Origin of the sequence: Azotobacter salinestris (assembly GCF_009363155.1) — a bacterium.
Taxonomy (GTDB): Bacteria; Pseudomonadota; Gammaproteobacteria; order Pseudomonadales; family Pseudomonadaceae; genus Azotobacter; species Azotobacter salinestris.
Genome location: NZ_CP045302.1, coordinates 1,378,667 through 1,399,905, shown reverse-complemented (window position 1 = coordinate 1,399,905; position 21,239 = coordinate 1,378,667). Strand labels below are relative to the sequence as shown.

Below are 21,239 nucleotides of genomic sequence, written 5' to 3'. Positions count from 1 at the left end.
CTGCGCTCGGAACAACGGAGGCGGCATTTTAGCCAAATCGACTTTTCAGACAAACCCTAGTGTGGTGAATCACAACTACTCAGGATAAGACTTGTCTACCGCGGAGCTGACAGAGTTTTTTCGGAGGGCATGCGATGAAAACAGGCCGCCCAGCCGTTCGGATCGAACTGACCGAACACGAGCATGCCGAACTCACCCGCCGCCGAGCCAGGCACAAGGGGCCTGCCGATATGCAGCTGCGCGCCGAGATCATTCTGTCCTGCGCTCGAGGCGAGTCCGGCTCTTCCATTGCTCGACGGCTCGGCATTACGGCGCAAACCGTTTCGAGGTGGCGCCTTCGCTTCGCCCGTTTGGGCCTGCAAGGCCTCAATGACGAGCCGCGCTCAGGCCGCCCACGCAGCATCAGTGATGAAAAGGTCCAGGAAGTGGTCGACCGGGTGCGGCAGACCAGGCCCGACGATGCCAGTCATTGGAGCTCGCGCCGGATGAGCAAGGCCACCCATATTTCACCGGCGAGCGTACAGCGTATCTGGCGAGCCTTCGGGCTCAAGCCTCACCTGGAGCACACCTTCAAGCTGTCCACCGATCCCGCCTTTGTCGACAAGGTGCAGGATATCGTAGGGCTCTACCTGAATCCGCCGGATAAAGCGCTGGTACTGTGCGTCGATGAGAAAAGCCAGATCCAGGCGCTCAATCGAACACAGCCGGGGCTGCCGCTGGAGCCTGGGTATCCGGCGACCCGTACCCATGATTATCAGCGCCATGGCACGACGTCCTTGTTTGCCGCCCTGGATGTGGCCACCGGCGAGGTGATCGGACGTCTCAAGCGCCGTCACCGCAGCGCAGAATTCCTGGAGTTTCTCAGGGCCATCGAGGAAACGGTCGAGAGCGACAAGGCCATACACCTGATCATGGATAACTATGCCGTGCACAAGACCGACAAGGTGCGTGCCTGGCTTGTCGCACACCCGCGTTATCACGTGCATTTCACCCCGACGTCTGCGTCATGGCTGAATCTGGTGGAGCGCTTTTTCTCGATGCTCACCCAGAAGTGGATAAAGCGCCAGGCCCATACCAGCGTGAAGGATCTCGAGCAGTCCATCGAGTATTACCTGGCGACCTACAACCAGAATCCAAGGCCCTTCCGCTGGCGTAAGGGAGCAGGTGAAATCCTGGCCTCTGTCGGCAGGGCTGCTCGAGCCTTGCAAAGAAATAATGAAGCGAACTTGTGATTCACCACACTAGTGTGGTGAATCACAACTACTCAGGATAAGACTTGTCTACCGCGGAGCTGGCAGAGTTTTTTCGGAGGGCATGCGATGAAAACAGGCCGCCCAGCCGTTCGGATCGAACTGACCGAACAAGAGCATGCCGAACTCACCCGCCGCCGAGCCAGGCACAAGGGGCCTGCCGATATGCAGCTGCGCGCCGAGATCATTCTGTCCTGCGCTCGAGGCGAGTCCGGCTCTTCCATTGCTCGACGGCTCGGCATTACGGCGCAAACCGTTTCGAGGTGGCGCCTTCGCTTCGCCCGTTTGGGCCTGCAAGGCCTCAATGACGAGCCGCGCTCAGGCCGCCCACGCAGCATCAGTGATGAAAAGGTCCAGGAAGTGGTCGACCGGGTGCGGCAGACCCGGCCCGACGATGCCAGCCATTGGAGCTCGCGCCGGATGAGCAAGGCCACCCATATTTCACCGGCGAGCGTACAGCGTATCTGGCGAGCCTTCGGGCTCAAGCCTCACCTGGAGCACACCTTCAAGCTGTCCACCGATCCTGCCTTTGTCGACAAGGTGCAGGATATCGTAGGGCTCTACCTGAATCCGCCGGATAAAGCGCTGGTACTGTGCGTCGATGAGAAAAGCCAGATCCAGGCGCTCAATCGAACACAGCCGGGGCTGCCGCTGGAGCCTGGGTATCCGGCGACCCGTACCCATGATTATCAGCGCCATGGCACGACGTCCTTGTTTGCCGCCCTGGATGTGGCCACCGGCGAGGTGATCGGACGTCTCAAGCGCCGTCACCGCAGCGCAGAATTCCTGGAGTTTCTCAGGGCCATCGAGGAAACGGTCGAGAGCGACAAGGCCATACACCTGATCATGGATAACTATGCCGTGCACAAGACCGACAAGGTGCGTGCCTGGCTTGTCGCACACCCGCGTTATCACGTGCATTTCACCCCGACGTCTGCGTCATGGCTGAATCTGGTGGAGCGCTTTTTCTCGATGCTCACCCAGAAGTGGATAAAGCGCCAGGCCCATACCAGCGTGAAGGATCTCGAGCAGTCCATCGAGTATTACCTGGCGACCTACAACCAGAATCCAAGGCCCTTCCGCTGGCGTAAGGGAGCAGGTGAAATCCTGGCCTCTGTCGGCAGGGCTGCTCGAGCCTTGCAAAGAAATAATGAAGCGAACTTGTGATTCACCACACTAGTGTGGTGAATCACAACTACTCAGGATAAGACTTGTCTACCGCGGAGCTGACAGAGTTTTTTCGGAGGGCATGCGATGAAAACAGGCCGCCCAGCCGTTCGGATCGAACTGACCGAACACGAGCATGCCGAACTCACCCGCCGCCGAGCCAGGCACAAGGGGCCTGCCGATATGCAGCTGCGCGCCGAGATCATTCTGTCCTGCGCTCGAGGCGAGTCCGGCTCTTCCATTGCTCGACGGCTCGGCATTACGGCGCAAACCGTTTCGAGGTGGCGCCTTCGCTTCGCCCGTTTGGGCCTGCAAGGCCTCAATGACGAGCCGCGCTCAGGCCGCCCACGCAGCATCAGCGATGAAAAGGTCCAGGAAGTGGTCGACCGGGTGCGGCAGACCAGGCCCGACGATGCCAGTCATTGGAGCTCGCGCCGGATGAGCAAGGCCACCCATATTTCACCGGCGAGCGTACAGCGTATCTGGCGAGCCTTCGGGCTCAAGCCTCACCTGGAGCACACCTTCAAGCTGTCCACCGATCCCGCCTTTGTCGACAAGGTGCAGGATATCGTAGGGCTCTACCTGAATCCGCCGGATAAGGCGCTGGTACTGTGCGTCGATGAGAAAAGCCAGATCCAGGCGCTCAATCGAACACAGCCGGGGCTGCCGCTGGAGCCTGGGTATCCGGCGACCCGTACCCATGATTATCAGCGCCATGGCACGACGTCCTTGTTTGCCGCCCTGGATGTGGCCACCGGCGAGGTGATCGGACGTCTCAAGCGCCGTCACCGCAGCGCAGAATTCCTGGAGTTTCTCAGGGCCATCGAGGAAACGGTCGAGAGCGACAAGGCCATCCACCTGATCATGGATAACTATGCCGTGCACAAGACCGACAAGGTGCGCGCCTGGCTTGTCGCGCACCCGCGTTATCACGTGCATTTCACCCCGACGTCCGCGTCATGGCTGAATCTGGTGGAGCGCTTTTTCTCGATGCTCACCCAGAAGTGGATAAAGCGCCAGGCCCATACCAGCGTGAAGGATCTCGAGCAGTCCATCGAGTATTACCTGGCGACCTACAACCAGAATCCAAGGCCCTTCCGCTGGCGTAAGGGAGCAGGTGAAATCCTGGCCTCTGTCGGCAGGGCTGCTCGAGCCTTGCAAATAAATAATGAAGCGAACTTGTGATTCACCACACTAGTGTGGTGAATCACAACTACTCAGGATAAGTCTTGTCTACCGCGGAGCTGGCAGAGTTTTTTCGGAGGGCATGCGATGAAAACAGGCCGCCCAGCCGTTCGGATCGAACTGACCGAACACGAGCATGCCGAACTCACCCGCCGCCGAGCCAGGCACAAGGGGCCTGCCGATATGCAGCTGCGCGCCGAGATCATTCTGTCCTGCGCTCGAGGCGAGTCCGGCTCTTCCATTGCTCGACGGCTCGGCATTACGGCGCAAACCGTTTCGAGGTGGCGCCTTCGCTTCGCCCGTTTGGGCCTGCAAGGCCTCAATGACGAGCCGCGCTCAGGCCGCCCACGCAGCATCAGTGATGAAAAGGTCCAGGAAGTGGTCGACCGGGTGCGGCAGACCCGGCCCGACGATGCCAGCCATTGGAGCTCGCGCCGGATGAGCAAGGCCACCCATATTTCACCGGCGAGCGTACAGCGTATCTGGCGAGCCTTCGGGCTCAAGCCTCACCTGGAGCACACCTTCAAGCTGTCCACCGATCCTGCCTTTGTCGACAAGGTGCAGGATATCGTAGGGCTCTACCTGAATCCGCCGGATAAAGCGCTGGTACTGTGCGTCGATGAGAAAAGCCAGATCCAGGCGCTCAATCGAACACAGCCGGGGCTGCCGCTGGAGCCTGGGTATCCGGCGACCCGTACCCATGATTATCAGCGCCATGGCACGACGTCCTTGTTTGCCGCCCTGGATGTGGCCACCGGCGAGGTGATCGGACGTCTCAAGCGCCGTCACCGCAGCGCAGAATTCCTGGAGTTTCTCAGGGCCATCGAGGAAACGGTCGAGAGCGACAAGGCCATACACCTGATCATGGATAACTATGCCGTGCACAAGACCGACAAGGTGCGCGCCTGGCTTGTCGCGCACCCGCGTTATCACGTGCATTTCACCCCGACGTCCGCGTCATGGCTGAATCTGGTGGAGCGCTTTTTCTCGATGCTCACCCAGAAGTGGATAAAGCGCCAGGCCCATACCAGCGTGAAGGATCTCGAGCAGTCCATCGAGTATTACCTGGCGACCTACAACCAGAATCCAAGGCCCTTCCGCTGGCGTAAGGGAGCAGGTGAAATCTTGGCCTCTGTCGACAGGGCTGCTCGAGCCTTGCAAAGAAATAATGAAGCGAACTTGTGATTCACCACACTAGTTAATCTGCATAAAAATTCTGCAATGCCTGCCGGAAACTGGCTAGAGGCAATCTTTCGCGCGTGCCACCCCTTGCCCAAAGGGGCGGGCAGGTGCTGAATGCACGCATGGCCTGTCGTCGGGCATTTCCCGGCGGAAAATGCCCGATGGCCGGCCCCGGTGCCGCACAACTATCCTGAAAACCGGCACTGGGCGAAGCTGCCTGCAGCATGCAAGGCTGCGGCGGCGGTTCGCGTGATTCGTGGTCGTCCCGACGCGGCCAGTTCAGCTTCTATTGGGAGAATCAGTCGATGATCTATAAAGGGAAAGCCATCAGGGTTCAGGCCCTCGGGGATGGCATCGCCGAGATGCAGTTCGACCTCGAGGGCGATTCCGTCAACAAGTTCAACCGCCTCACGCTGAACGAATTCCGTCAGGCCGTCGACGCGCTGTGGGCAGACGCCACGCTCAAGGGCGTGCTGGTCACCAGCGCCAAGGGCATGTTCATCGTCGGCGCCGACGTCACCGAATTCCTCGAACTGTTCCGTGCCCCCGAGGAGGAACTGCGCGGCTGGTGTCTGGAGATCAACCGGATCTTCTCGGACTTCGAGGACCTGCCGGTACCGACCGTGGTCGCGATCAACGGCATGGCCCTCGGCGGCGGCTTCGAGATGTGCCTGGCCTGCGACTTCCGGGTGATGGCCGAGTCGGCCAGGGTAGGGCTGCCGGAGGTCAAGCTGGGGATCAACCCGGGCTTCGGCGGCACCGTGCGCCTGCCGCGGCTGATTGGCAGCGACAACGCCATCGAGTGGATCGCCGCCGGCAAGGAAAACGGCGCCGCCGAGGCGCTCAAGGTCGGCGCGGTGGATGCCGTGGTCGCCGACGACAGGCTGCGCGAGGCGGCCCTCGACCTGGTGAAGCGGGCGGCCGCCGGCGAGCTGGACTTCCAGAGCCGCCGCCAGCCCAAGCTGGAGCCGCTCAAGCTCGGCAACATCGAGCAGATGATGGCCTTCGAGAGCGCCAAGGCCTACGTGGCTGCCCAGGCCGGCCCGCACTACCCGGCGCCCTTGGCCGCGGTGAAGACCATCCAGAAGGCCGCCAACTGCGCGCGCGAGGCGGCGCTGGAGATCGAGGTCGGCGGCTTCGTCAAGCTGGCCGCCACCACGGTGGCGCAGAGCCTGGTCGGGCTGTTCCTCAACGAGCAGGAGCTCAAGCGCAGGGCCAGGAAGTACGACAAGGACGCCCGCGAGGTGAAGCTGGCGGCGGTGCTCGGCGCCGGCATCATGGGCGGCGGCATCGCCTACCAGTCGGCCCTCAAGGGTACGCCGATCCTGATGAAGGACATCCGCGAGGAGTCCATCCGCCAGGGCTTGGCCGAAGCCGACAAGCAGCTTGCCAAGCGGGTGGAGAAGGGGCGCATGACCGTGCAGCAGATGGCCGAGGTGCTCAACGGCATCCGCCCGACCCTGTCCTATGGCGATTTCCGCCAGGTCGACCTGGTCATCGAGGCGGTGGTCGAGAAGCTCGAGGTCAAGCAGGCGGTGCTGGCCGAGGTCGAGGCCCAGGTGCCGGAGGATTCGGTGCTCACCTCCAACACCTCGACCATCTCCATCAGCCTGCTGGCCGAGTCGCTCAAGCATCCGCAGCGCTTCTGCGGCATGCACTTCTTCAACCCGGTGCCGCTGATGCCGCTGGTGGAGGTCATCCGCGGCCGGCAGACCGGCGAGCAGACCATCGCCACCACCGTCGCCTACGCGCGCAAGATGGGCAAGACCCCCATCGTGGTCAACGACTGCCCAGGGTTCCTGGTCAACCGCGTGCTCTTTCCCTACCTCTCCGGCTTCACCCGGCTTCTGGCCTCCGGCATCGACTTCCAGCGCATCGACCGGGTGATGGAAGCGTTCGGCTGGCCGATGGGGCCGGCCTATCTGCTCGACGTGGTGGGCATCGACACCGCGGTGCACGCGCGCAACGTGCTCGCCGAGGGCTATCCCGAGCGGATGAAGGAGCAGGGCGACACCGCCATCGACGTGCTGCTCGGGGCCGGACGTCTCGGCCAGAAGAGCGGCAGCGGCTTCTACGCCTACGAGCGCGACGGGAGTTCCAAACCGAAGAAGCTGGAGGATCCGCAGGTGGCCGAGCTGCTCCGCCCGCTGGTGCGCGAGACGCGCGAGCTGGACGACGAGGAGATCGTCAACCGGCTGATGCTGCCGCTGTGCCTGGAGACGGTGCGCTGCCTGGAGGAGGGCATCGTCGAGTCGGCCGCCGAGGCGGACATGGGCCTGATCTACGGCATCGGCTTCCCGCCCTTCCGCGGCGGTGCGCTGCGCTACATCGACGCCCTGGGTGTCGCCCGCTTCGTCGAGCTGGCCGACCGTCACGCCGAACTGGGCCCGCTGTACCAACCGACCGAAAAACTGCGCGAAATGGCCCGCCAGGGCCGGACGTTCTTTGCCTGAGGGGGCCGAGTCATGAGTCTGAATCCGAAAGACGCCGTCATCGTCGACTTCGCCCGTACCCCGATGGGCCGCTCCAAGGGCGGCATGCACCGCCATACCCGCGCCGAGAACCTCTCGGCGCACCTCATCACCCAGTTGCTGGCGCGCAACCCGCAGATCGATCCGGCGGAAGTCGAGGACGTGATCTGGGGCTGCGTCAACCAGACCCTGGAGCAGGGCTGGAACATCGCGCGCATGGCTTCGCTGCTGACACCGATCCCGCACAGCAGCGGCGCACAGACCGTCAACCGCCTCTGCGGCTCCTCGATGAGCGCGTTGCACACCGCGGTGCAGGCGATCCAGACCGGCAACGGCGAGGTGTTCGTGGTCGGCGGCGTCGAGCACATGGGGCATCTGCCGATGACTCACGGGGTCGACCCGAACCCGAAGCTGTCCCTGCAGGTGGCCAAGGCCGCCGGGATGATGGGGCTGACCGCCGAGATGCTGGCGATGATGCACGGCGTGAGCCGCGAGCAGCAGGACGCCTTCGCCCTGCGCTCGCACCAGCGGGCGCACCGCGCCACGGTCGAGGGCCACTTCGCCGAGGAGATAGTGCCCATCGAGGGCCATGACGAGCACGGCCTGCTGCGGGTCTTCGAGCAGGACGAGACGATCCGCCCGGACACCACCCTGGAGGGGCTGGCCAAGCTCAAGCCGGTGTTCAACCCGAAGAGCGGCACCGTCACCGCGGGCAGCTCCTCGCAGATCACCGACGGCGCCTCCTGCATGATCGTCATGTCCGGCCAGCGCGCCCGCGACCTGGGCCTCCAGCCGCTGGCCGTGGTGCGCGCCATGGCGGTGGTCGGCGTCGATCCGTCGATCATGGGCTACGGTCCGGTGCCGGCCACCCAGAAGGCGCTGGCGCGGGCCGGGCTGTCCATGGCCGACATCGACTTCGTCGAGCTCAACGAGGCCTTCGCCGCCCAGGCCATTCCGGTGCTCAAGGACCTCAAGCTGCTCGATCTGCTGGACGACAAGGTCAACCTGCACGGCGGCGCCATCGCCCTGGGCCATCCCTTCGGTTGCTCCGGGGTGCGGATTTCCGGCACCCTGCTGAACATCATGCGCCAGAGGGGCGGCACCCTGGGGCTGGCGACCATGTGCATCGGCCTCGGCCAAGGCATCGCTACCGTCTTCGAGCGCGTCTGAAATCGCTCGACAACCTCGCGACTGGGGCCCTGTGCCCCGGTTCCGCTTTCCCGCGTCTCTTCGGCGCATCCATCACCTAGAGAACGCCATGACTGTACAACCCGGGCTCTACCGGCATTACAAGGGGGCCGAATACCGCGTGCTCGGCGTGGTCCGGCATTCCGAGACCGAGGAGGAACTGGTGCTCTACCAGGCCCTGTACGGCGATTTCGGGCTCTGGGTCCGGCCGCTGGCCATGTTCACCGAAAGCGTCGAGGTTGACGGTCGTCAGATGCCGCGCTTTGCTTTGATTCGGGCGGACGCCCCGGCTTTTCCGGCATAAGTACGGGCGTTCCGCCCTTGACCGCGTGTCGGCGGCCACTATATATAGCGCCGAGCTGGAGCCTTGCGGTCGGTTGAGTGAATCATTTTCGGCGTCCGAGGCCCCGATACTGCGTTGCCACTCCTCGCCATGGCCCGGCTATGGCCCCGTCACAGCGCCTTGTCTCGGAATTTCCCTCGGCCGAACCTGCATTCAAGCACCGGCCTGTCAGGCAGACGCTCCCCGCTTTCATCTTTCGAATTAGGAACACTCCGATCCATGGGTAAATCGCTGGTCATCGTGGAATCCCCGGCCAAGGCCAAGACCATCAACAAGTATCTGGGCAGCCAGTACGTGGTGAAGTCGAGCATCGGCCATATCCGTGACCTGCCCACCAGCGGCTCGGCCAGTACCGCCAAGGAGCCTGCCAAGCGGGCCAAGGGCACGGCCGAGGGGCCGGCGCTGTCGCCCAAGGAGAAGGCCAAGCGCCAGCTGTTCGCGCGCATGGGGGTCGATCCCGAGCACGGCTGGAAAGCCCATTACGAGATCCTGCCGGGCAAGGAGAAGGTGGTCGACGAGCTGCGCCGCCTGGCCCGGGAGGCCGACACCATCTACCTTGCCACCGACCTGGACCGCGAGGGGGAGGCCATCGCCTGGCACCTGCGCGAATCCATCGGCGGCGACGAGGAGCGCTACAAGCGCGTGGTGTTCAACGAGATCACCAAGAAGGCGATCCAGGAAGCCTTCGCCCAGCCGGGCGAGCTGGACATCAACCGGGTCAATGCGCAGCAGGCACGGCGCTTTCTCGACCGGGTGGTCGGCTACATGGTTTCGCCGCTGCTCTGGCAGAAGATCGCCCGCGGCCTGTCCGCCGGCCGCGTGCAGTCGGTGGCGGTGAAGCTGATCGTCGAGCGCGAGCGGGAGATCCGCGCCTTCATCCCGGAGGAGTTCTGGGAGGTCCATGCCGACCTGGGTACCGCCCGTGGCGACAAGGTGCGCTTCGAGGTGGCCAGGGAGAAGGGCGAAGCCTTCCGCCCGCTCAACGAGGCCCAGGCCATGGCCGCGCTGGAGAAGCTCAAGGCCTCCAGCTACAGGATCGTCAAGCGCGAGGACAAGCCGACCCGCAGCAAGCCCTCGGCGCCCTTCATCACCTCGACCCTGCAGCAGGCGGCGAGCAACCGCCTCGGCTTCTCGGTGAAGAAGACCATGATGATGGCCCAACGCCTGTACGAGGCCGGCTACATCACCTACATGCGGACCGACTCCACCAACCTTTCGGCCGACGCCCTGACCATGGCGCGCGGCTTCATCGAGGGCGAGTTCGGCGCGAAATACCTGCCGGCCCAGCCCAATGTCTACACCAGCAAGGAGGGCGCCCAGGAGGCCCACGAGGCGATCCGCCCCTCCGACGTCAACCTGCGGCCGAACCAGCTGTCGGGCATGGAGCGCGACGCCGAGCGGCTCTACGAGCTGATCTGGCGCCAGTTCGTCGCCTGCCAGATGCCGCCGGCCGAATACCTGTCGACCAACGTCAGCGTCCAGGCCGGCGATTTCGAGCTGCGCGCCAAGGGCCGCATCCTCAAGTTCGACGGCTACACCCGCGTGCTGCCACAGCAGGCCAAGCCCGGCGAGGATGACGTGCTGCCGGACATGGCCGAGGGCGAGGGCCTCGATCTGCTCGGGCTCGACCCCAGCCAGCACTTCACCAAGCCCCCGGCGCGCTTTAGCGAGGCCAGCCTGGTCAAGGAAATGGAAAAGCGCGGGATCGGCCGGCCGTCCACCTACGCGGCGATCATCTCGACCATCCAGGAGCGCGGCTACGTAACCCTGCAGAATCGCCGCTTCCATTCCGAGAAGATGGGCGAGATCGTCACCGAGCGGCTCGGCGAGAGCTTCGCCAACCTGATGGACTACGGCTTCACCGCCAGCATGGAGGAGCACCTGGACGACATCGCCCAGGGCGAGCGCGACTGGAAGAACCTGCTCGACGAGTTCTATGGCGATTTCAGGAAGAAGCTGGAGCTCGCCGAGTCCAGCGAGGCGGGCATGCGTGCCAACCAGCCGACCCTGACCGACATCCCCTGTCGCGAATGCGGCCGCCCGATGATGATCCGCACCGCCTCGACCGGCGTGTTCCTCGGTTGCTCGGGCTACAGCCTGCCGCCCAAGGAGCGCTGCAAGGCGACCATCAACCTGATCCCGGGCGACGAGATCGCCGCGGACGACGAGGGCGAGTCCGAGTCGCTGCTGCTGCGCCACAAGCGCCGCTGCCCGAAGTGCGGCACGGCGATGGACGCCTATCTGCTCGACGAACAGCATAAGCTGCACATCTGCGGCAACAACCCGGACTGCTCCGGCTACGAGATCGAGGAAGGCCAGTACCGCATCAAGGGCTACGAGGGACCCAGCCTGGAGTGCGACAAGTGCGGCAGCGAGATGCAGCTCAAGACCGGCCGTTTCGGCAAGTTCTTCGGCTGCACCAATGCCGCCTGCAAGAACACCCGCAAGCTGCTGAAGAGCGGCGAGCCGGCGCCGCCGAAGATGGATGCGGTGAAGATGCCGGAGCTGCGCTGCGAGAAGGTCGACGACGTCTATGTGCTGCGCGATGGCGCCTCCGGTCTGTTCCTCGCCGCCAGCCAGTTCCCGAAGAACCGCGAGACCCGTGCGCCGCTGGTCCTGGAGCTGCTTCCGCACCGTGACGAGATCGATCCGAAGTACCACTTCCTGCTGGAGGCCCCGCCCCGGGATCCGGAAGGCCGCCCGGCGGTGATCCGTTTCAGCCGCAAGACCAAGGAGCAGTACGTGCAGAGCGAGATCGAAGGCAAGCCCAGCGGCTGGCGCGCCTTCTATCAGGACGGCCGCTGGGTGGTCGAGGACAAGCGCTGATCCTTGCTATCTGCCGTGCTTTCCCGGCGGATGGGCTCTTGCCGTCGGGGGCAGCAGGTGCGGTTCGCACCGCGGGTCCATAATTGATTGCACTTTGACCCGTTATCCAGTGGCTGTCTCGAATCGGAGGGCGCCTGCATGGCCCACGAACTTTATACACGCACCAATCAGAAACTCTATTTCGCCGGCCTGGCGCTGGCCTCGCTGCGCCAGGCGGAGGAAAGCCGGGCGCTGAATGCCCAGGCGCAGGCCATGGCGGAGCGCGAGGCGGTGCTTTTTCACCTGTATGGTGCCCTGCTGGGGCTGTGCCATGAAATCGCTGGCTTCTATCGCCTGCCCGAGGCTGGCGCGCCGCAGGTCGAGCGCTTCCTGAACGCCGAGCTGCTGCGTGCGGCTCCCAGTCCGGAGCTGGCGGAGTTGGTGGAGCTGGCCAGCCAGCCGGAAACCTGGCTGGCCGAACTGCTGGGCCAATACGCCCGGCTGTTCCAGCCACCGCAGGCGCCGAAAAAGGCCAAGGTCGATCCACGACTGCCATTGATCGATGCGGTGAGCCTGGACGAGGAGGAGGCGACGCCGGCTCTGGACGCCGCACAGCTGGAGCAGTGGCGACAGTCGCTCAAGGAGCTGGCTCTGCGCTTTCGCGAGTCCCTGACCGAGTGCTGACGCGGCAGGGGAGGGGAAGCCATCCAGGGATGCCCAGGATCGACTGTTACATTACAATGTCCAGCCTTTTCCATGAGCAGAGCCCTATGCCTACGTCCTTTCTCGAAATTGTCGAACTGCCCGATGGGCGCATCGCCTTGCGTCGTGCCGATGACGAGGAAGAACTGGTCATCCTCGACTTTTCCGAAAGCGCGAAGAACTTTCTGCAGGGGCACCACATCGAGGTGGCCAAGGCCATGCTGAACGTGGGCGTGCAGCTGGCCGGACGTCTGGCCGAGGGCGACTTCGAAAGCGACGAGCTGCCGCGGGTGCTGCACTGAGACCGAATGCGCCCGTGAGCGCGGGCGATCGTGCGGCCGACTCCTTTTCGCCGCCTGCTGGTAGGCCTCAGCCCAGGCGGATGTTCAGGCTATGGGCTCGGCCGATCCGTGCAGCCTGACGCAGCCGATGCCTGATCGGCCGGCTCACCTGGCTCAGCCAACTGACCACCGTATGACTGCGCCCCAGGCGCAGGACTTCGCACGCCAGCTCGCTCGGCTCCTGCTCTCTTGAGGGGTGCAGCAGAAGAATCCGCTCGCGATTCAGGCCTGCCTCGCGCAGCCAGCCATGGCTCAGGTTGGCAGGGGGGGCTACCAGGGTCAGCCAGCGTCCGTCGTTGCCTTGGCTCAGCTCGCGCAGCATGGGGGCGAGCAGGAACAGGCATTGACCGGCATCGCCACGCAGGCTGAGTTCACTGAAGGGTTCCGTTTGTCTGGCCGGAGGCGATCCTGGCGTTTCCTCCCCATCGCGGCAGGACGGCCGGACCAGAGCCGCTTCGAACGACATCAACTGCGAATTCGGCGGCTGCGGGAGCTGCATGGTTCCTCCTAGCGGCGTATCACGCCGACACTCAATCCTTCGATGGTCAGATCCTGCTCGTTCAGGTCGATTTCGAGCGGGGCGAATTCAGGGTTCTCGGCGATCAGCCAGACCTTGTCCCCTTCGCGCTTGAAGCGCTTGACCGTGACCTCGTCGTTGAGGCGCGCCACCACGATCTGGCCGTTGCGTGCCTCGCGGCAGGTGTGCACGGCCAGCAGGTCGCCGTCGTAGATGCCGACATCCTTCATGCTCATGCCCTGCACCCGCAGCAGGTAGTCGGCGCGGGGATGGAAGAAGTCCGGATTGATCTGACAGGTTTCCTCGATGTGCTGCTGGGCGAGGATCGGTGCACCGGCCGCGACCCGGCCGACGACGGGCAGACTGGCCGGTTCGCTGTCGACTTCGCTGCCGGGAATGCGGATGCCGCGGGAGGCGCCCGGGGTCATTTCGATCGCGCCCTTGCGGGCCATCGCCTTGAGATGCTCTTCCGCCGCGTTGGGCGACTTGAAGCCGAGTTCCCTGGCGATTTCGGCCCGGGTCGGCGGATAGCCGTTCTCCTCCAGGCAGCGCTTGATGAAGGCGAGAATTTCGACTTGGCGAGGCGTCAGTTTGTACATGGAGGCTGCTCTGTCTTTTTATCCAGTCACTGGGATTATATACAGTGTCGTTTGACTGGCAACCTCTCGATTCAGGTTATGTGAAAACTGCTGCGCTCGACCATGCCGCATTGAAGTCGGGTCGGGTGCGGCGTCCCCGAGTGCTCATTTACAGTACGTGAACTGCGCTTCTTCGCCGGATCGACTCGCTGCGCCCGCCCTGCGGGCCGGCCTCCGGCTGTTACTCCGCCTCGCTGCGTTGCACCTTGCCGGGCCTTCGCTCGCCATGTTTTCACAGGGTCCGGATTGAGGCTTTGGCACTCCCGGCGCAGTCCGGTGCTCGAATTGAAATACAATGGCGGCTACAAACGACAGGGTCGTCACCCGGCGGAGGACGCATGCCCCACTCGGAAACAGTCGAGCGCATCCTGGAGGCTGCCGAGCTGCTGTTCGCGCAAAGGGGATTCGCCGAAACCTCGCTGCGGCTGATCACCAGCAGAGCTGATGTCAATCTGGCGGCGGTGAACTACCACTTCGGCTCGAAGAGTGCGCTCATCGAGGCGGTCTTCTCCCGGGTGCTCGGTCCCTTCTGTGCCGGTCTGGAGCGTGAGCTGGATCGCCGTCAGTCTGTAGGCATGAGCCTCGAGGAGCTTCTGGAGGTCACTATCGCACAGGTGCAGGCAGCGCGCCCGCGCAGCGGCATGGCCATCTTCATGCGTCTGCTCGGCCTGGCCCTGGGCCAGGGGCAGGAGCACCTGCGGCGCTATCTCGAGGACACCTACGGCAAGCTCTTCCGGCGCTACCTGCTGCTGCTGGAGGAGGCGGTGCCGGGGATTCCGCCGCTGGAGCTGTTCTGGCGCACCCATTTCATGCTCGGCGCAGCCACCTTCAGCCTATCGGGTATCGATACGCTGTGTGCTTCCGCCTCGGAGCGCTTTGAGGTGCAGACCTCCAGCGAGCAGGCATTGCGCCTGCTGGTGCCCTTTCTCGCCGCCGGCATGCGCGCCGGAAGTGCCATCGAGGATCCGCAATTGGTCAATGCCCGGCCCAGGCCGCGTGGCAAGGCGGTGCAGTCCTCCAGGAGCGCGGCTCGTCCCGTTCCGCCCGAGGCGGACGAGTAGCGGGGCGGTGGGCGGCAACGTCCCGATCGGCTAAGCTAGCGGCCCATGCGATTTCTCGATCTTCTTCATGTTTCCCTGGCGGATCAGGCGCTGTACGGTTTTGCCGACGGCCGCCTGCTCCTGCGCCTGGCGGTTTCCACCGCCCTCAACGGCCCCGGCGAGCAGTCCGGTTCCGGATGCACGCCGCGCGGACTGCATCAGGTGCGCGCCAGGATCGGCGAGGGGCTGCCGGCGGGAGCCGTGCTGCGCGGGCGGCGCTGGACCGGCGAAGTCTGGACGCCGGAGCTGCACGAAGCCTTTCCCGGCCGCGACTGGATCCTCACCCGGATCCTCTGGCTGAGCGGCTGCGAAATCGGGCGCAACCGGCTCGACGCGGTCGACACCTTCCGTCGCTACATCTATCTCCACGGCACGCCGGACAGCGAACCCATGGGAGTGCCGCGCTCCCACGGCTGTGTGCGCCTGCGCAATGCCGATCTGCTGGAGCTCTACCCGCGCGTCCCCCTGCACTGTCGCGTGCGGATCGAAGAAGCGCCGTGCCCCGATTGGGCGGCGGCCGATCTCACTTAAGGATTTTTCATGCAAGGCTCTTTGATGCTGGACATCGCCGGCACCTGGCTGACCGCCGAGGATCGCCATGTGCTGCGTCAGCCCGAGGTGGGCGGTCTGATTCTGTTCGCCCGCAATATCGAGCACCCGACCCAGGTCCGTGAGCTTTGCGCGGCGATCCGTGCCGTGCGTCCCGATCTGCTGCTCGCCGTCGATCAGGAGGGCGGCCGCGTGCAGCGCCTGCGCCAGGGCTTCGTTCGCCTGCCGGCGATGGGGTCGCTGGCCGGCCATGAGGCGGCCGAGCGGCTGGCCGAGGAATGTGGCTGGCTGATGGCCAGCGAGGTGCTGGCGGCAGGACTGGACTTCAGTTTCGCGCCGGTGCTGGATCTCGATTACGGGCGCAGCACGGTGATCGGTTCGCGCGGCTTCGCCGGCGATCCGAAGATGGTCGTCCGTCTGGCCGGGGCCTTCGTCCGCGGCATGCACGTCGCCGGCATGGCCGCCACCGGCAAGCATTTCCCCGGACATGGCTGGGCGGAAGCCGATTCCCATGTGGCCATTCCCACCGACGAACGCAGCCTCGAGGCGATCCGCAGCCAGGACCTGCTGCCCTTCCAGAAGCTCGGCGGGCAGTTGGAGGCGGTGATGCCGGCGCACGTCATCTATCCGCAGGTGGATGCGCAGCCGGCCGGCTTCTCCCGCCGCTGGCTGCAGGACATCCTGCGCGGCGAGCTGGGCTTCGACGGGGTGGTGTTCAGCGACGACCTGTCGATGGCTGGCGCCCATGTGGCCGGCGATGCGGCGGAACGGATCGAGGCGGCGCTCGCCGCCGGCTGCGACATGGGGCTGGTGTGCAACGACCGGGCGGCGGCCGAACTGGCCCTGTCCGCCCTGCAGCGCCTCGGCGTGCGACCGGCGCCGCGCCTGGCGCGGATGCGCCGGCGGGCCCTCCCGGGGATCGACTACAAGCAGAACCCACGCTGGCTGCGCGCGCTCGAGAGTCTGCGCCAGGCCCGGCTGATCGATTGAGGAGATGAAATGACGGTCCATGCGATCATAGGCGGTACCGGTCTGACCCAGCTGGAAGGATTGAGCATCCATCAGTCCCTGGCGCTGGAGACGCCCTATGGCGCCCCTTCGGCGGACATCCTGCGCGGCGAGTACGCCGGCCGCGAGGTGCTGTTCCTGGCTCGCCATGGCCACCCGCACCGCATCCCGCCGCATCGGGTCAACTACCGGGCCAACCTCTGGGCGTTGCGCCAGGCCGGCGCCACGACGATCCTGGCGGTCAATGCCGTCGGTGGCATCCATGCGGCGATGGGCACCGGGCACTTCTGCGTGCCGCACCAGATCATCGACTACACCTTCGACCGGAGACACACCTACTTCGAGGACGATCTCGACACCGTCACCCATGTGGATTTCAGCCATCCCTACGACGAGCCCCTGCGCCAGCAGCTGGTCGCGGCCCTGGCCGCCGAAGGCTGTGCCTTCAGCGGGCATGGGGTCTATGGCTGCACCCAGGGGCCGCGTCTGGAGACTGCCGCCGAGATCGCCCGCCTGGAGCGGGACGGCTGCGACATCGTCGGCATGACCGGCATGCCTGAGGCGGTACTGGCCCGCGAGCTGGAGCTGCCCTACGCCTGTCTGGCGCTGGTGGTGAATCCGGCGGCGGGCAAGAGTGCCGCCCTGATCACCATGGACGATATCGAGCGTGCCCTGGGCGCGGGCATGGGCAAGGCCAGGGCTGTGCTCGGGCGTGTGCTGGCAGCCTGAGCCGCGTTCGAGGCCTGAAAGCGAAAGGGACCGCTGCGGCGGTCCTTTTTCGTTCTGCGCAGGTCAGCGCGGGGTGATCAGGATCAGCAGGCCCAGGTTGCCGTGATCGAGAAAGGTGAGCTGGCCGGGGGAAACGCGACCCGTCTGCTTCAGGCGTTCGCTGCCGGCGAGAAAGCCGGTGTTGTCGAAGCGATTGATCCAGAATTCCGCCGCGACGTCCATGTAACGGCCCTGGGTCAGGCTCAGCGTGCCTTCGATGGGGTAGTGGCCGTGACGCTCCTTGCCATCGCTCAGGGCCATCCGGCTCGGTGCGCCGCCCAACTGCTGCTGCCAGGCCTTGTGCAGCAGTACCTTGTAGCCTTCGGTTTTCGATAGCTTGGCCGCCTGTTCTTCCAGGGTCGGGGTCCGGCGATTCGTATCGTTCAGGGTTTGTGCGCCAGTGGCCCAGTTCTCCGCCGGCGGCTGGCCGGCGAGCAGCAGATCGCCGGGCTGGCGGAACAGGATCAATTCGATCTGATACAGCCCCTCGGCAAACGCAGCGGGAGCGAGCAGGGCGAACAGCAGGGGAAGCAGGCGTAGCGCACGCATGGGGGTCTGTCCTTAAGCGGATGGCGGAGTCAGGCGCTCGAGCAGCGCCTCGAGGGTGTTGAAGCGTTCTTCCGGGCGCTCCATGGGGATCTGGAACTTGAGCAGGGTGGCGCCTTCGAATTTGTAGCGGTTCGGCTGGCTCTGGATCAGCTTGATCAGCACCAGGGGATCGACGCAGGTATGGGCGGCGAACTCGATGCGCCCGCCCTGGGGGCCGGCATCGATCTTGGCGATACCGAGCTGCTCCGCCTGCAGCTTGAGCTGCGTCAGGCGCATCAGGTGCTTGGTCGGCTCGGGCAGCAGGCCGAAGCGGTCGATCATTTCCACCTGCAGCTCCTTGAGTTCTTCCGCGTCGGCCGCCGAGGCGATGCGCTTGTAGAGGATCAGGCGGGCGTGCACGTCCGGCAGGTAGTCTTCGGGGATCAGCGCCGGAATCCGCAGGTTGATGTCCGGGCCGCCGCCCAGCGGCTGCTCCAGGTTCGGCTGCTCGCCCTTGCGGATGGCCTTGACCGCGCGCTCGAGCATTTCCATGTAGAGGGTGAAGCCGACTGCCTGGATCTGCCCGCTCTGGCCTTCGCCGAGCAGCTCGCCGGCGCCGCGGATCTCCAGGTCGTGGGTGGCCAGGACGAAGCCGGCGCCGAGGTCCTGGGCGCCGGCGATGGCCTCCAGGCGCTTCTGCGCGTCCTCGGTCATCTGCTTGCGCGGCGGGGTAAGCAGGTAGGCGTAGGCCTGGTGGTGGCTGCGGCCGACCCGGCCGCGCAGCTGGTGCAGCTGGGCCAGGCCGAACTTGTCGGCGCGCTCGATGACGATGGTGTTGGCGCTGGGCACGTCGATGCCGGTTTCGATGATGGTCGAGGCCACCAGCACGTTGAAGCGCTTGTGGTAGAAGTCGCTCATCACCTGTTCGAGTTCGCGTTCGCGCATCTGCCCGTGGCCGATGGCGATGCGCGCCTCGGGCACCAGTTCGGCCAGCTCGCGGGCGCACTTGTCGATGGTCTTCACCTCGTTGTGCAGGTAGTAGACCTGCCCACCGCGCAGTAGCTCGCGCAGCAGTGCCTCGCGGATCAGCGTGTTCTGCTGCTCCATGACGAAGGTGCGCACCGACAGCCGGCGTGCCGGCGGAGTGGCGATGATCGACAGGTCGCGCATGCCGGCGACGGCCATGTTCAGGGTGCGCGGGATCGGCGTGGCGGTCAGGGTGAGGATGTCCACCTCGCTGCGCAGGGCCTTGAGCTGCTCCTTCTGGCGCACGCCGAAGCGGTGCTCCTCGTCGATGATGACCAGGCCCAGGTTCTTGAACTCGACGTCGTCCTGCAGAAGCTTGTGGGTGCCGATGACGATGTCGATCTTGCCCTCGGCCAGCGCGGCGATGGCGCCTTCGACATCCTTGGCCGACTTGAAACGGCTCATCACCTCGACCTTCACCGGCCAGTCGGCGAAGCGGTCACGGAAGCTGTTGTAGTGCTGCTGGGCGAGCAGGGTAGTAGGCACCAGCACGGCGGCCTGCCGGCCGCTGTGCACGGCGATGAAGGCGGCACGCATGGCCACCTCGGTCTTGCCGAAGCCGACGTCGCCGCAGACCAGGCGGTCCATCGGCCTGGGCGCCAGCATGTCGGCGCGCACCGCGTCGATGGCCGCCTGCTGGTCGGGGGTTTCTTCGAAGGGGAAGCTGGCGCTGAAGGCTGCGTAGTCGGCGGCCGGGTCCTTGAAGGCGAAGCCTGCGCGGGCGGCGCGGCGGGCATAGATGTCGAGCAGCTCGGCGGCGACGTCGCGGACCTGCTCGGCGGCCTTGCGCTTGGCCTTCTGCCATTGCTCCGAGCCCAGCCGGTGCAGCGGGGCGAGGGCGTCGTCGCTGCCGGTATAGCGGGCGATCAGGTGCAGGTTGGCCACCGGCACGTAGAGCTTGGCTTCCTCGGCATATTCGAGCATGAGGAACTCGGCGGCCTGGCCCTCGACCTCCAGGGTGACCAGGCCGCGATAGCGGCCGACGCCGTGGTCGATGTGCACCACCGGTGCGCCCTCTCGCAGTTCGGTGAGGTGCTTGATGACGTTGTCGCCGCCCTCGCGCACCTTTTCCCGGCGCCGGCGCTGCATGACCCGCTGGCCGAACAGCAGGCTCTCCGTGACCAGCGCCAGAGCGGGCTGCTCGAGCAGCAAGCCATCGTCCAGCGGGGCGATGGCGATGGCCAGGCGCTCCGCGCTGGCGAGAAAGCCCGGCCAGCCGTCGACGTTCTGCGGGCGCAGGTTCAGGCGTGCGAGCAGTTCCAGCAGCACCTCGCGGCGCCCGGCCGACTCAGCGGTGAACAGCACGCGGCCGGGAAACTCGCCGAGGAAGTCGGCCAGGGCCGCCAGTGGCTGGCTGGCCTTGGCATCCAAGGCCAGCGACGGCAGGTGGCGCGCGGGCAGGCGCTCGCGACCGACGCCGGGTTCGATCTCTTCGGCCGAGACGATCACCCGCGGCCGGTCCTTCAGCCGGGCGAAGCAGTCCTCCACCGGCAGGAACAGCTCGGCGGGCGGCAGCAGCGGGCGTTCCGGATCGAGGCGACGCTCCTCGTAGCGGTTGCGCACGTCGCTCCAGAAGTTCTCGGCGGCCTGTTCGATGCCGGGCAGGGAGAACACCTGGGTGGTGGACGGCAGGTAGTCGAAGAGGGTGGCGGTTTCCTCGAAGAACAGCGGCAGGTAGTACTCGATGCCGGCCGGGGTGATACCGCTGGCGAGGTCCTGATAGATCGGGCAGCGGCGAAAGTCGACGTCGAAGCGCTCGCGGAAGCGGGCGCGGAAGGTGGCGACCGCCTCCTTGCGCAGCGGGAATTCGCGGGCTGGCAGCAGGCGGATCGACTCGACCTTGTCGATCGAGCGCTGGGTCTCCGGGTCGAAGGTGCGCAGGGTCTCGATTTCGTCGTCGAACAGGTCGATGCGGTAGGGCCGCTCGCTGCCCATGGGAAAGAGGTCGATCAGTGCGCCGCGCACGGCGAATTCGCCGTGTTCGTAGACGGTCTCCACGCAGCGGTAGCCGGCCGCTTCCAGGCGCTGGCGCATCTGCTCCACATCGAGCCGCTGGCCGACGTCCAGCACCAGGCTGCTGCCCAGCAGGAAGGGCTTAGGCGCCAGGCGGTGCAGGGCGGTGGTGATCGGTACCACCAGCACGCCGTGGCTCAGTTCCGGCAGGCGGTAGAGGCTGGCGATGCGCTGCGAGACGATGTCCTGGTGGGGCGAGAAAAGGTCGTAGGGCAGGGTTTCCCAGTCCGGAAACTGCAGTACCGGGAGCCCGGGGGCAAAGAAGCGCAGTTCCTGTTCCAGGCGCTCGGCGCTCAGGCTGTCGGCGGTGAGAAGCAGGGTAAAGCGCTTGGCGGCGGCACTGGCGGCTTCGGCAATCGCCAGCGGGAGTGCCGTGCCCGGCAGGTTGCCCCAGTGTTGTTTGCCGGGGGCTGCCGGCAGGCTCGGAAGACGCAGTACGGACACGAAGAGGCGTGGCT

Annotated in this window: 18 protein-coding genes; 14 read left to right on the top strand and 4 right to left on the bottom strand. The window is 65.2% G+C overall.

Annotation, left to right across the window (positions count from 1 at the left end):
• The first annotated feature begins 134 nt into the window (after nucleotides 1-134).
• The 10 genes from GCU53_RS06570 to GCU53_RS06525 all read left to right on the top strand — a co-directional run bounded on the left by GCU53_RS06570 (nucleotide 135) and on the right by GCU53_RS06525 (nucleotide 12,595).
• Complete coding sequence (locus GCU53_RS06570; RefSeq protein ID WP_152386219.1) at nucleotides 135-1,232, top strand: IS630 family transposase; 1,098 nt, start codon at nucleotides 135-137, stop codon at nucleotides 1,230-1,232.
• A gap of 87 nt (nucleotides 1,233-1,319) precedes the next feature.
• Nucleotides 1,320-2,417: an IS630 family transposase gene (locus tag GCU53_RS06565; RefSeq protein WP_152386009.1), complete on the top strand. Its 1,098-nt coding sequence runs from the start codon at nucleotides 1,320-1,322 to the stop codon at nucleotides 2,415-2,417.
• An 87-nt stretch (nucleotides 2,418-2,504) separates the two neighbouring features.
• The gene (locus GCU53_RS06560; RefSeq protein WP_152386901.1) at nucleotides 2,505-3,602 is read left to right on the top strand and encodes an IS630 family transposase; all 1,098 of its coding nucleotides are present in this window, start codon (nucleotides 2,505-2,507) and stop codon (nucleotides 3,600-3,602) included.
• Between the two features lie 87 nt (nucleotides 3,603-3,689).
• A complete protein-coding gene (locus GCU53_RS06555) occupies nucleotides 3,690-4,787 on the top strand; it encodes an IS630 family transposase (RefSeq protein ID WP_152386650.1) in 1,098 nt (365 codons plus the stop codon).
• Between the two features lie 302 nt (nucleotides 4,788-5,089).
• Nucleotides 5,090-7,237, top strand: coding sequence for a fatty acid oxidation complex subunit alpha FadB (gene fadB / locus GCU53_RS06550; RefSeq protein ID WP_152386900.1), 2,148 nt, complete (start codon nucleotides 5,090-5,092; stop codon nucleotides 7,235-7,237).
• A 12-nt stretch (nucleotides 7,238-7,249) separates the two neighbouring features.
• Complete coding sequence (gene fadA / locus GCU53_RS06545) at nucleotides 7,250-8,425, top strand: acetyl-CoA C-acyltransferase FadA (protein WP_152386899.1); 1,176 nt, start codon at nucleotides 7,250-7,252, stop codon at nucleotides 8,423-8,425.
• 88 nt (nucleotides 8,426-8,513) lie between these two features.
• Nucleotides 8,514-8,747 (top strand): DUF1653 domain-containing protein, encoded by a 234-nt coding sequence (locus tag GCU53_RS06540; RefSeq protein WP_152386898.1) that lies wholly within the window; start codon nucleotides 8,514-8,516, stop codon nucleotides 8,745-8,747.
• Nucleotides 8,748-9,005: 258 nt separating this feature from the next.
• Nucleotides 9,006-11,612: a type I DNA topoisomerase gene (gene topA / locus GCU53_RS06535; RefSeq protein ID WP_152386897.1), complete on the top strand. Its 2,607-nt coding sequence runs from the start codon at nucleotides 9,006-9,008 to the stop codon at nucleotides 11,610-11,612.
• A 138-nt stretch (nucleotides 11,613-11,750) separates the two neighbouring features.
• The gene (locus tag GCU53_RS06530) at nucleotides 11,751-12,275 is read left to right on the top strand and encodes a DUF6586 family protein (protein WP_152386896.1); all 525 of its coding nucleotides are present in this window, start codon (nucleotides 11,751-11,753) and stop codon (nucleotides 12,273-12,275) included.
• An 86-nt stretch (nucleotides 12,276-12,361) separates the two neighbouring features.
• The gene (locus tag GCU53_RS06525; protein ID WP_152386895.1) at nucleotides 12,362-12,595 is read left to right on the top strand and encodes a hypothetical protein; all 234 of its coding nucleotides are present in this window, start codon (nucleotides 12,362-12,364) and stop codon (nucleotides 12,593-12,595) included.
• A gap of 67 nt (nucleotides 12,596-12,662) precedes the next feature.
• On the opposite strand, the gene sulA is transcribed toward GCU53_RS06525, so the two are convergent.
• Nucleotides 12,663-13,133: an SOS-induced cell division inhibitor SulA gene (gene sulA / locus GCU53_RS06520; RefSeq protein WP_152386894.1), complete on the bottom strand. Its 471-nt coding sequence runs from the start codon at nucleotides 13,131-13,133 to the stop codon at nucleotides 12,663-12,665.
• 8 nt (nucleotides 13,134-13,141) lie between these two features.
• Nucleotides 13,142-13,750, bottom strand: coding sequence for a transcriptional repressor LexA (gene lexA / locus GCU53_RS06515; protein WP_152386893.1), 609 nt, complete (start codon nucleotides 13,748-13,750; stop codon nucleotides 13,142-13,144).
• A gap of 377 nt (nucleotides 13,751-14,127) precedes the next feature.
• Here lexA and GCU53_RS06510 point away from each other — a divergent pair, with 377 nt between their 5' ends.
• From GCU53_RS06510 to GCU53_RS06495, 4 genes are read left to right on the top strand one after another with little or no spacing between them, the layout of a single operon-like run.
• Complete coding sequence (locus tag GCU53_RS06510) at nucleotides 14,128-14,850, top strand: TetR/AcrR family transcriptional regulator (RefSeq protein WP_152386892.1); 723 nt, start codon at nucleotides 14,128-14,130, stop codon at nucleotides 14,848-14,850.
• A gap of 45 nt (nucleotides 14,851-14,895) precedes the next feature.
• On the top strand, nucleotides 14,896-15,420 hold the full coding sequence (locus tag GCU53_RS06505; protein ID WP_152386891.1) for a L,D-transpeptidase: 525 nt from the start codon (nucleotides 14,896-14,898) through the stop codon (nucleotides 15,418-15,420).
• A gap of 9 nt (nucleotides 15,421-15,429) precedes the next feature.
• Complete coding sequence (gene nagZ, locus GCU53_RS06500) at nucleotides 15,430-16,428, top strand: beta-N-acetylhexosaminidase (RefSeq protein WP_152386890.1); 999 nt, start codon at nucleotides 15,430-15,432, stop codon at nucleotides 16,426-16,428.
• Between the two features lie 9 nt (nucleotides 16,429-16,437).
• Complete coding sequence (locus tag GCU53_RS06495; RefSeq protein ID WP_152386889.1) at nucleotides 16,438-17,175, top strand: S-methyl-5'-thioinosine phosphorylase; 738 nt, start codon at nucleotides 16,438-16,440, stop codon at nucleotides 17,173-17,175.
• Nucleotides 17,176-17,238: 63 nt separating this feature from the next.
• Here the strand turns inward: GCU53_RS06495 and GCU53_RS06490 are convergent, their stop codons facing one another.
• Nucleotides 17,239-17,763: a CsiV family protein gene (locus GCU53_RS06490; RefSeq protein WP_152386888.1), complete on the bottom strand. Its 525-nt coding sequence runs from the start codon at nucleotides 17,761-17,763 to the stop codon at nucleotides 17,239-17,241.
• 12 nt (nucleotides 17,764-17,775) lie between these two features.
• Nucleotides 17,776-21,225 carry a transcription-repair coupling factor gene (gene mfd / locus GCU53_RS06485; RefSeq protein ID WP_152386887.1) on the bottom strand — a complete coding sequence of 1,150 codons (3,450 nt, stop codon included), beginning with the start codon at nucleotides 21,223-21,225 and terminating at the stop codon, nucleotides 17,776-17,778.
• Nucleotides 21,226-21,239 lie beyond the last annotated feature (14 nt).